This window comes from Rhodanobacter thiooxydans (genome assembly GCF_021545845.1).
Taxonomy (GTDB): domain Bacteria; phylum Pseudomonadota; class Gammaproteobacteria; order Xanthomonadales; family Rhodanobacteraceae; genus Rhodanobacter.
Map to the genome: position 1 here is coordinate 3,213,688 of NZ_CP088923.1, position 14,742 is coordinate 3,228,429.

The following is a 14,742-nucleotide window of genomic DNA, read 5'->3' on the forward strand; positions in this document are numbered from 1 at the left end:
GAGGCTCGTCATGCGGGAGAAAAGCTGCGCCCGGTCGCCAGCGGCGGCAGGCCGAGGTGGCTGGCCATGCTCTGGCCGATGTCGGCAAAGCTGTCGCGCCGGCCCAACGCGCGCGGCGCCAGCCCCGGCCCGAACGCCAGCACCGGGATGCATTCGCGGGTATGGTCGCTGCCCGGCCAGACCGGATCGCAGCCGTGGTCGGCGCTGATCACCAGCAGGTCGCCCGGCTGCAGCGCCGGCAGCAACTCCGCCAGCCGCGCGTCCAGTGCTTCCAGTGCCGCGGCATAGCCGAACACGTCGCGCCGATGGCCGTACAGCATGTCGAAGTCCACGAAGTTGGTCGCGATCAGGCTGTGCGGGCCGGCCTGCGCCAGCGCCGCCAGCGTGGCGTCGAACAAGGCATCGTGACCGTACGCATGCACCACCCGCGACACGCCGCGGTGGGCGAAGATGTCGTCGATCTTGCCGATCGCGATCACCTCGCCGCCGGCCGCCTGCAGCGCGTCGAACAGCGTCGGCGCGGGCGGCGGCAGGGCATAGTCGCGCCGATGCACGGTGCGGCTGAAGCCGGTGGCGGCGTCGCCGGTGAACGGCCGCGCGATCACCCGCCCGATGTGGTAGTCATCGAGCAGCGTGCGCGCCAGCTCGCACAGGCGGTACAGCCGGTCCAGGCCGAACGCCTGCTCGTGGGCGGCGATCTGGAATACCGAATCGGCCGAGGTGTAGACGATCGGACGGCCGCTGCGCACGTGCTCGGCGCCAAGGCGCTGGACGATCTCGGTGCCGGAGGCATGGCAGTTGCCGAGCACGCCGGGCAGCCCACCCTGCTCCACCAGGGCCTGCAGCAGGGCCGGCGGAAACGACTGCTCGGCCTGCTCGAACAGCCCGAACGGCTGCGTCAGCACCACGCCGGCGCTTTCCCAGTGGCCCGACGGCGTGTCCTTGCCGCGGGCGCGTTCCACCGCATGCCCCCACAGGCCTTCGGGCGCCGCCAGCCCGGCGAAGCCGGGCGCCGCCTGGCCGTGGATCGCGGCATGCGCCTGCGGCAGGCCGAGCCGGCTGAACTGCGGCAGGCGCAGCGGGCCGCGGGCCGCCGCGGCACACGCGGCGGCAATGTGGCCGAAGGTGTCGGCGCCGAGGTCGCCATAGGCGGCGGCATCCGGCGCGGCGCCGAGCCCCAGCGAATCGCACACCAGCCAGATCACGCGGGTCATGCGCATTGTTCTGCCGGCAGGTGCCACTGCCACAGCGGCCGGCTCGGCGGCGGCTCGGTGGTAATGCGGAAAGCGCGGGCCACCTTGCGCTGCACCGCCTCGGCGGCGTCGGCGCGGCGGGCGTGGATGATCGCCAGCGGCTGGCCGACCTCGACGGCGCTGCCACAACCGAGTACCTCGACCAGGCCCACCGCATGGTCCAGCGCCTGGCCCGGTCGGCTGCGGCCGCCGCCCAGCTCGACCACCGCCTGACCCAGCGCGCGCACGTCCACCGCCGCCACGTAGCCGGTGCCGGGCGAGCGAACCTCGTGCTGTATCGGCGCCCGGGCCAGATGGACATCCGGCCGTTGCAGTAGATCCGCCGGGCCGCCCAGCGCCGCCACCATGCGGGCGAAGCGTTCGGCCGCCTCGCCGGTATCGAGCGCGCGGCGCAGCTGTCGCGTCGCGTCGCCGTGGTCAGCGGCAAGACCACCCATGCAAAGCAGCGCCGCCGCCAGTTCGAGCGTGAGCGCAAGCAGGCGCGGGTTGTCGCCGCGGCCGCACAGCAGGTCCAGCACGGCACGCAGTTCCAGCGCGTTGCCGGCCTCGCGGCCCAGCATCTGGCCCATGTCGCTGTAGACCACCCGCAGCTCGAGGCCGCTGCCTTCGGCGACGGCCAACATGCGCCCGGCCAGCGCGCGCGCATCGGCCAGCGCAGGCAGCTGGGCGCCATTGCCGGTCTTGATGTCCAGCACCAGCGCCTGCGCGCCGCCGGCGAGCTTCTTGGAGAGGATGGAGGCAACCATCAGGTCGGCCACGTCCACCGTGGCGGTGACGTCGCGCACGGCGTACAGCCGGCCATCGGCCGGCACCAGCCCCTCGCCCTGGCCGACGATGGCGCAGCCGACCTCCTCCACCACCTGGCGCAGGCGCGCGCTGGACGGATGCACCTCGTAGCCGGCCAGGCTCTCCAGCTTGTCGAGGGTGCCTCCGGTATGGCCCAGACCGCGGCCGGAGATCATCGGCACGTAGCCGCCGCAGGCCGCCAGCAGCGGCGCCAGCAGCAGGCTCACGCCGTCGCCGACACCGCCGGTGGAGTGCTTGTCCAGCGTCGGCCCGGGCAGATCGTCCCAGTGCAGACACTGGCCGGAATCGCGCAGCGCCAGGGTGAACTGACGACACTCCGGAATGCTCATGCCGCGCCACGCCACCGCCATCGCGAACGCCGCAACCTGAGCCTCGCTCCAGGCGCCGCTGCCGATGCCCTGCGCCACCGCGCGCAGTTGGCCGGCGTCGAGTTCGCCGCCGTCGCGCTTGCAGCGGATCAGGCCGGCGGCACGCTGTGCGTTCACGACGTTGCCGCCACCAGCTCGCCGAACAGCGCGCTGGCGCCGATGCGGAAATGCGCCGGGTCGGCCCAGCCCGGCCCGAGCCGCGCCTCGGCCAGCGCCAGATAGGCGGCCGCATCGGCCAGCGTGCGGATGCCGCCGGCCGCCTTGAAGCCGCAGCGCCCGCCCGCTTCGGCGATCGCGTCGAGCATCACCGCCGCGGCTGCCGGAGTCGCGTTGAGCGGCACCTTGCCGGTGGAGGTCTTGAGGAAATCCACGCCGGCATCGAGCCCGATCGCACACGCCTGGCGAATGCGTTCGGCGCTGCCCAGCTCGCCGCTCTCGATGATCAGTTTGAGCACGACGCCGTCGCTGCAGACCGCACGACCGGCACGCACCACGGCGCCAGCGGTAGCCGCATCGCCAGCCAGCAGCGCGCGGTAGGGCAGGACCAGGTCGATCTCATCGGCACCGGCCGCCAGCGCCCGCTGCGTTTCGCGCTCGACCCGGGCCGGGTCGCCGCCGCCGTCGGGGAAATTCACCACCGTCGCCAGCTTGATCGCGCTGCCCTGCAGCTGGCGCCGTGCGCCGGCCACGTGCTCCGGGTAGACGCACAGCGCCGCCGGCAACACCGGCGCGGCCAGCGCGGCCGCGCACAGTGCCTCGATCCGCGCCGGCGTGTCGTTCTCGCCCAGGCTGGTCAGGTCAAGCAGGGACAACAGGCGCGTCGCCAGGGCGCGCGGGCTGCGGGCGTCGTCGGGCACGGGGCTACTACTCCACGGATCTTCGGCCATGCAGCCTAGGCCACGCAGGCGGAAGCTTCCTTGACCTGCGGCAAGTCGATCAGAACGCGTAGAGCAGTACGGCGAAGAAGTGGCAGGTGGTGCCGGCCAGCACGAACAGGTGCCAGATGAAATGGCTGTAGCGCAGCTTCTCGTCCAGCACGAAGAACACCACGCCCAGGCTGTAGGCCAGCCCGCCGGCGGCCAGCCAGGCCAGCCCGCCGGTTTCCATGCGCACCCACAGCGGGTGGATCGCGATCACGCCCACCCAGCCCATGGCCAGGTACAACGCGGTGGACACGCGCGGGAAGCGCATCCCGCCCAGCGCCTTGAACAGCATGCCGGCCAGGGCCAGGCCCCAGACCAGGCCAAACAGCCCCCAGCCCCAGCCCCCGCGCAGCACGCCCAGCGTGATCGGCGTATAGGTTCCGGCGATCAGCAGGTAGATCGCCGCGTGGTCGAGCGCGCGCAGGATCGCCTTGGCCTTCGGATGCGCCATCGCGTGGTACAGCGTCGAGGCCAGGTACAGCAGCACCGCGCTGCCGCCGAAACTGAGCGCACCGGCCATCGCGTAGCCGCTGTCGAGGTGGTCGGCGCGCAGCACCAGCACCGGCAGGCCGGCGATGGCCAGCAGCAGGCCCAGCCCGTGGCTGAGGCTGTTGGCCAGCTCCTCGCGCCAGCTCTGCGTCCGGGCGATGGCACCACTGCGGGTCGGTGACATGCGGATGGCCGGGATGCGTGCCGTCACACCTTGGCGAACACCAGGCTGGCGTTGGTGCCGCCGAAGCCGAAGCTGTTGGACATCACCGTGGTCAGTTGCGCCGGGCGGCTTTCACGCAGGATCGGGAAGCCTTCGGCGCGCGGGTCGAGTTCGTCGATGTTGGCCGAGCCAGCCATGAAGCCCTCGTTGAGCATCAGCAGGCTGTAGATCGCCTCGTGCACGCTGGCCGCGCCGAGCGAATGGCCAGTCAGCGCCTTGGTCGACGACAGCGGCGGTACCGCCTCGCCGAACGTCTCGCGCAACGCCTGCAGTTCGACGATGTCGCCCAGCGGCGTGGAGGTGCCGTGGGTGTTGAGATAGTCGACCGGGGCGTTGACGCTGGCCATCGCCATGCGCATGCAGCGCACCGCGCCTTCGCCCGAGGGCGCCACCATGTCGGCGCCGTCGGAGGTGACGCCGTAGCCGACCAGCTCGGCATGGATGTGCGCGCCGCGCGCCTTCGCGTGCTCGTATTCCTCCAGCACCAGCATGCCGCCGCCACCGGCGATGACGAAGCCGTCGCGGCCGGTGTCGTACGGGCGCGACGCGGTCGCCGGGGCGGCGTTGTAGTGGCTGGACAGCGCGCCCATGGCGTCGAACTGCGCGGTCATGCCCCAATGCACTTCCTCGCCGCCGCCGGCGAACATCACGTCCTGCGCGCCGTGGCGGATCAGGTCCGCGGCCGCACCAATGCAGTGCGCCGAGGTGGCGCAGGCGGCGGAGATCGAATAGCTCAGGCCGAGGATGCCGAACGCGGTGGCCAGCGTAGCGGACACGGTGGAGCACATCGTGCGCGGCACCATGTACGGGCCGATCTTGCGCACGCCCTTCTCGCGCAGAATGTCGCCGGTCTCGATCTGCCACCGCGCCGAACCACCGCCGGAGCCGGCGATCACGCCGCTGCGCGGATGGCGGATGTGCTCGATAGCCAGTCCCGCATCGGCGATCGCCGAACGCATCGCCACGTAGGCGTAGGCGGCGGCATCACCCATGAAACGCTTCAGCTTGCGATCGATCGCGGCGTCCAGGTCGATCTGCGGCACACCGGCCACATGGCTGCGCAGGCCGCGCTCGATGTACTCCGGAATCGCCTGGATGCCGCTGCGGCCGTCGCGCAGCGCGCGCACCACCGTGGCCGGAAGATTGCCCAGGCACGACACGATGCCCATGCCCGTCACTACGACACGACGCATCTCAAAAACCCTCGGTGGTCTGGAACAGGCCGACGCGCATGTCGCTGGCTTCATAGATCAGGCGATCGTCGACGAAGGTCTTGCCGTCGGCAATCACCAGCCGCAGCTTGCCGCGCATCACGCGGCGGATATCGATCTCGTAGCGCACCAGCTTCGCCGTCGGCATCACCTGGCCGGAGAACTTCACGTTGCCCACGCCGAGCGCGCGGCCGCGACCGGGTTCGCCCAGCCACGGCAGGAAGAAACCGCTGAGCTGCCACATCGCATCCAGGCCCAGGCAACCGGGCATCACCGGATCGCCGATGAAGTGGCAGTCGAAAAACCATAGCTTCGGATGGATGTCCATCTCGGCGTGGATCAAACCCTTGCCGTAGGCACCACCTTCCTCGGAAATCTGCGTGATGCGATCGAACATCAGCATCGGCGGCGAAGGCAGACGGGCATTGTCGTCGCCGAACAGCTCGCCGCGACCACAGGCACGCAGCTGTTCGTAGTCGAAGGAGGAAGGACGTGTCATGAATAACTCGCGGGGTGAGGAACGCCCAGTGTGACAGCTGGGCGCGCTCCTGTCTTGACGCGGGTCAACCCTGCCTGCGCCGTACGCGCACGCATTGAAACGAGCTCAGCGCGGACAGCCGCGATCCTCCCGCCAATGCGCGCCCAGCGAATGCCGACGCAGGCGCATCGCACGCAGCAGCGCCTTGGCCAGCCGGGCCTGCCAGCCGGCCTCGGCCAGCGCCGCGCAGGCCCGCCATGCATCGCGCAGGGCGCGGGCCTCGCGCACCGGACCGGCCGCCTGCCACAGCAGCGCGTGCAACGCCGTGAGCTGGGCGGGCGGCAGGCTTTCGCCGCGCTCGACCACGCGCAGCCGGCCGCGGCCTGGCTCCGGCACCGGGGCATTCGCCAGCAGCTCACCCAGCCGGCGGCCGCCCAGCACGCCTTCGAGCAGCGAATTGCTGGCCAGGCGGTTGGCGCCGTGCACGCCGTTGCAGGCCACCTCGCCCACCGCGTACAGCCCCGGCACGCTGGTGCGGCCGTCCGCATCGGTGGCCAGCCCGCCCATGTGGAAATGCGCCGCCGGCGTCACCGGCAGCGCATCGCGGCGGGGGTCGAAGCCGTGCGCAAGGCATGCCGCCAATACGGTGGGAAAACGCCGCGCCCAGTCGCCGTCCACACCGGTGGCGTCGAGCCAGACCCGCCCACCCGCGGCCTGCTCCGCGGCCACGCGCCGCGACACCACATCGCGCGGCGCCAGGTCGCCGAGCGGATGCACCCCCGCCATCAGCGCGTGACCGCCGCCATCATGCAGGCGGGCACCGGCACCGCGCAGCGCCTCGGTGATCAGCGGCAGGCAATGGCCCGGCACGTCGAGCGCGGTGGGATGGAATTGCACGAACTCCAGGTCGCGGGCCGCGGCCCCCGCCGCCAGGCCCAGCGCGAGGCCGGCGCCATCGGCACCCGGTGGATTGCTGGTGCGCGCATACAAGGCGCCGATGCCGCCGGTAGCCAGCACCACGACCGACGCCTCGATCCGCTCACGGCGACCGCGCTCGTCGCGGGTGCGCACGCCCGCCACGCGCCCCTCACGCAGCAGCAGGCCATCGACATCGACGCCGCCGCGCCACTGCACGTGCGCGGCCTCCTGCACCCTGGCGCGCAAGGCGTAGACCAACGCGGCGCCGCTGGCATCGCCGCCGGCGTGCACGATGCGCGCCGTGCTATGGCCCCCTTCGCGACCCAACTGCAGGCAGCCCTGTGCATCGCGATCGAACACCACGCCCTGCGCCTGCAGCCACGCGATCGCCGCCGGCGCCCCGGCCGCCAGCCACTGCACCATCGCCACATCGTTGTGCTGCGCACCGGCGACCAGCGTGTCGGCGGCATGCGCGGCCGCGCTGTCGCGCGGATCGAGCGCCGCAGCGATGCCGCCCTGGGCCAGCGCGCTGGCGCTGCCGCGGCCATCGTGGGCGCGGCACAGCAGCCGCACCGGCGCCGGCGCCATGGCCAGCGCCGTGGCCAACCCGGCCGCACCGCCACCCACCACCACGATCGGCAGCTGTGCGTGCCTCATACGCTTTCGCGCCGTCCGATCGCCAGCATGCGTTCCAGCGCTGCGCGCGCTCGCACGCTGACCTCGGCGGGGATCTCGATCGCATGCCGCAGGTCGCGCAGGCAGGCGTAGATGTTCTGCAGGGTGATCCGCTGCATATGCGGACACAGGTTGCACGGCTTGATGAACTCGGTCTGCGGGAACTGCGACTTGAGGTTGTCGGCCATCGAGCACTCGGTGATCATCGCCACCCGGGCCGGCTTCTCGCGCGCCAGCCACTTGCCCATGGCGGTGGTGGAGCCGACGAAATCGGCCTCGGCCAGCACTTCGGGCGAGCATTCGGGATGCGCCACCACCCTGGTGCCGAACTGCTCGCGCACATGCCGCACTTCCTGCGCGGTGAAGCGCTCGTGCACCTCGCAGCGGCCGTGCCACAGGATGATCTCCACCTGGGTCTGTTTCGCCACGTGTTTGCCGAGGAACTCGTCGGGCAGGAAGATCACCTTCGGCGTGCCCATCGCCTCCACCACCTGCACCGCGTTGGCCGAGGTGCAGATCGCATCGGATTCCGCCTTCACCGCGGCCGAGGTGTTGGCGTAACTGACCACCGGCGTGCCGGGGTGCTGCGCGCGCAGCGCACGCACGTCGGCGGCGGTGATCGAAGAAGCCAGCGAGCAGCCGGCTTCGAGATCGGGAATCAGCACGGTCTTGTGCGGCGCCAGGATCTTCGCCGTCTCGGCCATGAAGTGCACGCCGCACAGCACGATCAGATCGGCCTCGCACTTGGCTGCCGCCTGCGCCAGGCCCAGCGAGTCGCCGGTCACGTCGGCCACGCCGTGGAAGATCTCCGGCGACTGGTAGCTGTGCGCCATGATCACCGCGCCGCGTTGCTTCTTCAGCTTGTTGATCGCGTCGATCCACGGCAGGTGCAGCGGAATCTCCAGGCACGGCACCAGCGGTTCTAGGCGCTCGGCCAGCGCGGCGTATTCGTGTTCGAGCTCGTCGCGCCAGACTGGCACGGGCAGGGTTGCGGAGGCACTCATGCTGATTGCTTTTCGAAGGATGAAAACGAACGGCTCAGGCGGTGGCGACGTGGCAGGCGGGTACGACGCGCTGCCGCAGAGGTTACACCGCCGACCGCATGCGGTGCGGCGGAAGCATCATGTTGGAAGTTGGGCCACGCATGCTGGGCGGCATCATGGCCGGCGTGGGCAGGCGCACGCCTTGACCCATGTCAACCACTCTGCCCGACGACGGCGAGCGCCTGCGCCGCCGGCAGCACCTCGGCGGCGTACAGCCGCTGCGCCTCGTGCGGATCGAAATCGGCGTGCTGGCGTTTCTTCACGCCATGCTCGGAGAGCACCACGTGGGTGTCGGCCACCACGCCCGCGTTGGCGAGGCAGGCCGAAACGCACTTCAGCACGCAGCCGTCCAGCGCCAGGATGCACCGCCCGCTCCGCGCCGTGCGCACCAGCCCGGTGACGCCGCCGCCGACGCCAGCGATGCAGGACATCTCGGCAATGCCGGCGCGATCGAGTCGCAGCGCCAGGTGATTGGCCATCTGCGCCGCGCTGGAGCAACCGGAACAGGAATAGACGAGTGGCAACTTGGCACTCATGGGCGAGGCTCCACGGTCGACAGGAAATGATTCGCGCGCCGGCGCACGCCGCGCAGCGTCCACCACGCGCAGCCCCACGCCAGCACCAGCGCCAACCCGGCGACACGCGCCAGCCACGTCGACGGCCAGCACGCAGCCATCGGCAACAACAGCAGCGGCAGCTGCGCCAGCAGCACGCGGTTCTTCTCGTGCACCGGCAGCAGCCGCTGCACGCCAGGCAGCTGCACGCCGCGGCCGATGCGCCGATGCAGCTCGATCCAGCCGATGAAGGGCACGATCTCCAGCATCATGCCGCTGACCAGCAGCGGCAGCGCGACGCCCAGCCCCAGCGCGCCGGCCAGCATACCACCGCGCACGTCCGCGGGCAGCGCCAACGCGGCCAGCGCCAGCATCGCCAGTCCCGCGCGCCAGCTCCACAGCAGCGGCCCGCGGCGCGGCCGCGGCGCCCGCCATTGCAGCCACAGGCCGGCAACGGCGAACAGCAGCCCCAGCAGCAGCACCGTGCCGAGCAGCCAGGCACCAGCGCCACCGGCCAGACGCCAGCCGGCAGCGCCGAACAGCGCAAGCACCGCGCTGCCCAGCCACGCCGCCTGCACCGGTTCGCGCAGCGTGCCGGTACCCTGGAACATCGGCATCACCACCCGCGCCACGGTGGCCATCAGCACGACCACCCAGCCCAGCACGCCCCAGCCCGCATGCACATCGGCGAGCGCCGCCAGCGGCAAGTCCAGGTCGCCGGCCAGCCCCAGCGCCAGCAGGCCGCCGAGCAGTGCGGTGAGCACGGCAAAACCGATCGCCACGCCGAAGCCCGCGCGCAGCAGGCGCTGCCCGGCTGCCGCCAGCAGGCCGGGCACGGTCATCGCCGCCAGCAGCACGAAGGCCAGCGGCAGCAGCACCGCCGCGACGATCAAGGCGACGTGCCAGCCCTGGTGCAGGCCCGCCACCAGCAGCAGCACACCGAAATTGAACAGCCCATGCAGCCACGGCCCCAGCGTCGCGCTGCCGCGCACCCGTACGCCGGCGGCGGCGGGCAGGAACTGCAGCACGCTGCCGAGCATCGCGTTGCCGAGCACGCCGAGCGTGAACACATGCACCAGCGCCAGCGTGGCCGGACTCCAGCGCATGCGCAACGCCGCGTCGCCATCGACGATCAGCAGCACGCCGGCCAGCATGCCCCAGCATGGCGCGCCGAGCAGGAAGCGCCGCGGCAGTGAAGGCGCCGGCGCCTGTTCAAGCCGAAGCTGCGTCATCACCGTCCGGGCAACGGATCAGCACGCGCGCTCCGCCGGTCGGCAAGGCAAACGCCGTCGCCCGCAGGCCGCGCGATTCCAGTGCGTCGAGCAACGGCGTCGGCAGCAGCGGGGTAAGCACCTGCACTGCCTGGCCCGGCAGCAAGGCATCGGCGGCGGCCAGCGCACGCAGCATCGGCTCCGGCGAGGGCAGCCAGCGCAGGTCGAGTTCGGGCAGCACCGCGTCGTCGGCGCGGCGTGGTAGGGAAGGCTTCGCTTGCATGGCATCATCTCAATCCAGTGACGTTGCGGGCGCGCTGACCTGGATCAACACGCCCATGCGCAGTGCGACTTCGTTCAACGTGCGCCGGCCAGTGTCTGCTGGCCGCGCCACTCCAGTTGCAGCCAAAGCTTGGCGCTGTCGCGGCCGAACCCGTCGGCGCGATAGTCCGCTACCTTCAGCAGGCCGCTGAGGCCCCGCGCCAGCGGAAACGCCAGCGAGGCATTCCACTCGCTGCCGTAGCGACCGCCGCGGTCGGCGCGGTAGTCGTGGTATGCCACCGCCCAGCCCAGCTTGCTGGCCGTGCCATGACGACCGAAGTTGCCGCCGACGCCGACGTAGCGATCCTCCAGACCGCCGGCCGGAGTCACGCCGAACTGGTCGTCCCAGCCGTTGAACGCGTGCAGCGTGGCCAGCGGCGTCTGCAGCGCATGCCGGCCGTTGCCGCCCAGATGTTCCCAGCCCAGCTTCGCGGTGATCCCGGACTGGGTCCAGCTCGGTTCCAGCAGCCAATAGCTGTGCGCGAAGCGCTGCGGGTTGTTGGCGTAGTCATATTGACGCGCCCCCTCCAGCGTCCAGCCGAGGCCGTTGCCTTGGCGCAACGCCTTGCCTCTCCAGCGGACGCCGTAGGTGGCACTGGAGGCGCTGGCCACGTCGCGGTCCTCGTGCAGGTAGGCATAACCCGTCCACTGCTGTGCGTCCCGAGCCCACGCCAGATTGAGCAGATGGGTGTTCAACTTGCGCTCGCGCGCAAGCGGGTTCAGCGCATCGCGGCCGGCTACCCGGTGCACGCGGTCAAGCCAGTCGTAGCGCACCGTCAACGCCGCCAGCGGCTGCCAGCGCAACTCGACCGCATCGAAGGTCTGTTCGTGCTGGCGCCAGCCCACGTTGCCGACCCAGCGCTCGTTGTCCAGCAGCAGCCGTTGACGACCGGCGGTGGCACCGAACCGGTCGCCCTGCCAGCGCAACCAGTACTGGTTGAACTCGCCGCCGCGCGGATCGGTCACCGCCGGATACGAAGTACGGCCATTGGCACCGCTGTTGTAGTGGTCGCCGGCACTGGCCACACCGGCGCCCTCGACCAGTCCGCTCCAGCCGTGCCCGAACTCGCCATGCAGGCCGAGGCGCAGGCGCAAGGTGTCGGCCCGGGCATCGCGCGCGAACGCGTCGTCGTCGACCTGCTCGTGGCGCAGGCGGGCATCCCACTCCAGTTGCCATGATGGTTCGGCCGATGCGGCCGGCCCACTGGCGTTGCCGGTCCCGCCGGCCGCCCAGGCCGGCGCGGCCAGGATCGTGAGCAGGCAGGCGGCCGAAAGATGATTGCGTGCATGGTGCATGGTATCGCTCCCTTGTGGTCGGCGGCAGTCTCGGGGCGTGCACTCGCGCCCAAGTTGACTCCGGTCAATCGCCACCGATGCCGGCTGCCGCTGTGACAACGCGCCGCGGCTGTGCGCCGCAAGCAAACGACAACGCCGGCCACAAGGACCGGCGTTGCTTCTTGCAGTTTCTCGTTTGGACGTCTTTACCTCCATACGATGCCTATTGCGACGAGCCCGATCAGTGCGCGGGCGCCGCGGCTGCCGGCGCTTCGGCGCGGGCCTTGGCGACTTCTTCCTTGCTGATCTGCCCGCCCGGGTTGCCCCAGCTGTTCAGCACGTAGGTCAGGATGTTCGCCACCTCGTCGTCATTGAGCTGGCTCATCGGCGGCATCACCGAGTCGTACTCGTGGCCGTTCACCGTGACCTTGCCGGTCAGGCCGTGCGTCACGATGGTCATCGCCCGCTTCGGGTCGGCCGCCAGGTAGTCCGACTTGGCCAGCGGCGGGAACACGTTCGCCAGGCCTCCGCCGTTCGCCTGGTGGCATACCGAGCAGGTGCCGGTGAACAGCTGCTTGCCCGCCGCGATCTGCTCCGCCTTGGTCAGCGTGCCGGCCGCATGCGCCTGCGCCGCGGTGGTCACCGCCTTCAGGTTCGGCTCCGAACGGTCGCCCAGGTACACCGAGTCGACTTCCTTGCCCGAGTAGATCGTCTTGTCTTCCGGGCCGTCCACCTTGAGGATGCCCAACGCGCCCTTGTTGAATGCGCGGAAGATCGAGTGGTCGACCAGCACGTAGCTGCCCGGCACATCGGTGTGGAACTCCACCATCGCCGCACCGCCAGCCGGGATCAGCGTGGTCTGCACGTTGTGCTGCGCCACCGTGCCGCCTTCGGGCTGCACCTTGTCGAAGATCTCGCCGATCACGTGGAAGCTCGATACCAGGTTCGGCCCGCCGTTGCCCACGAACAGGCGCACCGTCTGGTCGGTTTTCGCGGTCAGCGCGTTGTCGCCGGTCAGCGCCCCTTCCTTGCCGTTGAACAGCACGTAGGTCGGGTGCTCGTCGATCGCCTTCTCCATATCGAACGGCTGGTGGCCCTTCTGCCGGTACTTGCCGGTGGTGTAGAAGTCGCCCTGCATCACGTAGTACTCGTGGTCGACCTTCGGCAACCCTTCCGGCGGCTCGACCAGGATCAGCCCGTACATGCCGTTGGCGATGTGCATGCCCACCGGCGCGGTGGCGCAGTGGTACACGTAGATGCCCTGGTTCAACGCCTTGAAGGTGAACTGCGAGGCGTGCCCCGGCGCAGTGAAGCTGGACGCCGCGCCACCGCCCGGCCCGGTCACCCCGTGCAGGTCGATGTTGTGCGGCATCTTGCTGTCCGGCGCGTTCTTCAGGTGGAACTCCACCGTGTCGCCCTGGCGCACGCGGATGAAGCTGCCCGGCACGGTGCCGCCGAAGGTCCAGAACGTGTAGCTGACGCCTTCGGAGATCGGCATCTCCTTCTCCACCACCTCCAGCTCGACGATCACCTTGGCCGGATGGTTGCGGTTGACCGGCGGCGGCACGTGCGGCGGGCTGGTCAGCACGGCGTGGATCGGCTCGCCCTGCGGCGGACCGAAGTCGCCATGGGTGGCGGCGATCGCGGCGGGGCTGGGGCTGGCGTCAGCCTCCCCCACCGGCGATACCGCGGACGGCTTGCCGGAGCAGCCGGCAAGCGCCAACGCGCCTGCCGCGGCAAGAACAAGGAACAACGAACGTGACATGGGTGTCTCCCTGTGGTTTCTGCGCGCAGAGCCTAGGGAGGCGTCGCGAATCGCGCTTGACATATGTCATCCCTGCCGATGGAAAACGGCTACTGCGTCAAGCCGCCACAGCCGCCGCGGAGACGCTCACTGCGGCAGCAGATTCTTGCCGATCGCGCACAGCCTTTCGGGGTCGCGCAACACCATTTCGCGCCCCTCCAGTTCGATCAGGCCCTGCTGGCGGAACCGGCTGAGCACGCGGCTCACCGTCTCGGCCGCCAGCCGCAGGTAGTTGGCGATGTCGCCGCGCGACATGCTGAGATGGAAGCGCGTGCCGGAGAAGCCGCGTTCCTTGTAGCGCGCGGCCAGGTCGGTGAGGAAAGCAGCCATGCGCACGTCGGCATTGTGGTCGCCGGCCAGCAGGGTGGCCATGCCCAGCTCCTTGCTGATCAGCCGGAACAGCCGCTGCTGCACCGCCGGCATGCGCGTGGCCAGCGCGCTCATCGCGGGGAACGAGAAGCGGCAGAAATACGCAGTATCCAGCGCCATCGCATCGCACGGGAACCGATCCGGGTAGATCGCGTTGAGGCCGATCACCTCGCCGGGCAGGTAGAAGCCGAGCACCTGCTCGCGCCCGGCGGGATCGACCATGCTGGTCTTCACCGTGCCGGCGCGCACCGCGAAGATCGAGCGGAACGGATCGCCGGTACGGAAAATGTGCTCGCCGGCATGGAATGGCCCGACGTGTTCGACCAGGCAATGCAGCTCGACCAGCTCTGGCTTGCCGTAACCTTCGGCGATGCACGCGCCGGAGAACGCACAGGTGCGGCAGAAGTGCGTCTCGTCGCCGTCGTCGGCGATCGGGCTAGGCGGTTCGGGCAGGCGGCCTGCCGGATGATTGCGGCGCATGGGGAACCTGTGGGGATCGCGCGTGGGGGCTCGGGCGTGATGGCGTCAGGTTGCAGCCATCACGTCAACATGAGGCGGAATATATCGCGATGATACGCAACGGCGGCGATTGCGGTGGCGATTGCCACGGGGCATGACGTCGCAGCAACGTCTACGCCCGGTTTTGCCGGCCCCGGAAAGAACAAGGGCCGGCATCACTGCCGGCCCCTGGCTTGCATCTGGCGCCCGAAGTTGGACTCGAACCAACGACCCCCTGATTAACAGTCAAGTGCTCTAACCGGCTGAGCTATTCGGGCGGGAGCTGCGTAGTTTGCTGAGCACCCGGCGAACTGTCAAGCCG

14 protein-coding genes and 1 tRNA gene are annotated in these 14,742 nt (G+C 70.2%); all 15 read right to left on the reverse strand.

Annotated elements, in window-relative coordinates:
- Positions 1 to 8: 8 nt before the first annotated feature.
- The 15 genes from LRK53_RS14675 to LRK53_RS14745 all read right to left on the reverse strand — a co-directional run bounded on the left by LRK53_RS14675 (position 9) and on the right by LRK53_RS14745 (position 14,698).
- Positions 9 to 1,214, reverse strand: coding sequence for a phosphopentomutase (locus tag LRK53_RS14675; RefSeq protein ID WP_027491900.1), 1,206 nt, complete (start codon positions 1,212 to 1,214; stop codon positions 9 to 11).
- On the reverse strand, positions 1,211 to 2,545 hold the full coding sequence (locus LRK53_RS14680) for a thymidine phosphorylase (protein WP_027491899.1): 1,335 nt from the start codon (positions 2,543 to 2,545) through the stop codon (positions 1,211 to 1,213). Before LRK53_RS14680 ends, LRK53_RS14675 begins: the two co-directional genes overlap by 4 nt.
- The gene (gene deoC, locus LRK53_RS14685; protein WP_027491898.1) at positions 2,542 to 3,285 is read right to left on the reverse strand and encodes a deoxyribose-phosphate aldolase; all 744 of its coding nucleotides are present in this window, start codon (positions 3,283 to 3,285) and stop codon (positions 2,542 to 2,544) included. Before deoC ends, LRK53_RS14680 begins: the two co-directional genes overlap by 4 nt.
- Before the next feature lie 79 nt (positions 3,286 to 3,364).
- The gene (trhA, locus tag LRK53_RS14690) at positions 3,365 to 4,024 is read right to left on the reverse strand and encodes a PAQR family membrane homeostasis protein TrhA (RefSeq protein ID WP_027491897.1); all 660 of its coding nucleotides are present in this window, start codon (positions 4,022 to 4,024) and stop codon (positions 3,365 to 3,367) included.
- A gap of 23 nt (positions 4,025 to 4,047) precedes the next feature.
- Positions 4,048 to 5,256, reverse strand: coding sequence for a beta-ketoacyl-ACP synthase I (fabB, locus tag LRK53_RS14695; protein WP_027491896.1), 1,209 nt, complete (start codon positions 5,254 to 5,256; stop codon positions 4,048 to 4,050).
- A 1-nt stretch (position 5,257) separates the two neighbouring features.
- A complete protein-coding gene (gene fabA, locus LRK53_RS14700) occupies positions 5,258 to 5,773 on the reverse strand; it encodes a 3-hydroxyacyl-[acyl-carrier-protein] dehydratase FabA (RefSeq protein WP_008439404.1) in 516 nt (171 codons plus the stop codon).
- A 105-nt stretch (positions 5,774 to 5,878) separates the two neighbouring features.
- Entirely contained in the window at positions 5,879 to 7,327 is a 1,449-nt protein-coding gene (locus tag LRK53_RS14705; protein ID WP_235642354.1) for an L-aspartate oxidase, read from the reverse strand.
- Complete coding sequence (nadA, locus tag LRK53_RS14710; RefSeq protein WP_027491895.1) at positions 7,324 to 8,349, reverse strand: quinolinate synthase NadA; 1,026 nt, start codon at positions 8,347 to 8,349, stop codon at positions 7,324 to 7,326. Before nadA ends, LRK53_RS14705 begins: the two co-directional genes overlap by 4 nt.
- A gap of 191 nt (positions 8,350 to 8,540) precedes the next feature.
- Positions 8,541 to 8,924 (reverse strand): putative zinc-binding protein, encoded by a 384-nt coding sequence (locus LRK53_RS14715; protein ID WP_027491894.1) that lies wholly within the window; start codon positions 8,922 to 8,924, stop codon positions 8,541 to 8,543.
- Positions 8,921 to 10,174 carry a hypothetical protein gene (locus LRK53_RS14720; RefSeq protein WP_027491893.1) on the reverse strand — a complete coding sequence of 418 codons (1,254 nt, stop codon included), beginning with the start codon at positions 10,172 to 10,174 and terminating at the stop codon, positions 8,921 to 8,923. The genes LRK53_RS14715 and LRK53_RS14720 overlap by 4 nt, the downstream gene beginning before the upstream one ends.
- Positions 10,155 to 10,436 carry a DUF2249 domain-containing protein gene (locus LRK53_RS14725; protein WP_027491892.1) on the reverse strand — a complete coding sequence of 94 codons (282 nt, stop codon included), beginning with the start codon at positions 10,434 to 10,436 and terminating at the stop codon, positions 10,155 to 10,157. Before LRK53_RS14725 ends, LRK53_RS14720 begins: the two co-directional genes overlap by 20 nt.
- A gap of 74 nt (positions 10,437 to 10,510) precedes the next feature.
- Positions 10,511 to 11,770 (reverse strand): alginate export family protein, encoded by a 1,260-nt coding sequence (locus LRK53_RS14730; RefSeq protein WP_027491891.1) that lies wholly within the window; start codon positions 11,768 to 11,770, stop codon positions 10,511 to 10,513.
- A gap of 220 nt (positions 11,771 to 11,990) precedes the next feature.
- The gene (nirK, locus tag LRK53_RS14735; protein ID WP_235642355.1) at positions 11,991 to 13,514 is read right to left on the reverse strand and encodes a copper-containing nitrite reductase; all 1,524 of its coding nucleotides are present in this window, start codon (positions 13,512 to 13,514) and stop codon (positions 11,991 to 11,993) included.
- A 126-nt stretch (positions 13,515 to 13,640) separates the two neighbouring features.
- Complete coding sequence (locus LRK53_RS14740; protein ID WP_027492053.1) at positions 13,641 to 14,402, reverse strand: helix-turn-helix domain-containing protein; 762 nt, start codon at positions 14,400 to 14,402, stop codon at positions 13,641 to 13,643.
- A 219-nt stretch (positions 14,403 to 14,621) separates the two neighbouring features.
- A tRNA-Asn gene (locus LRK53_RS14745) sits at positions 14,622 to 14,698 on the reverse strand.
- Between the last annotated feature and the right edge of the window lie 44 nt (positions 14,699 to 14,742).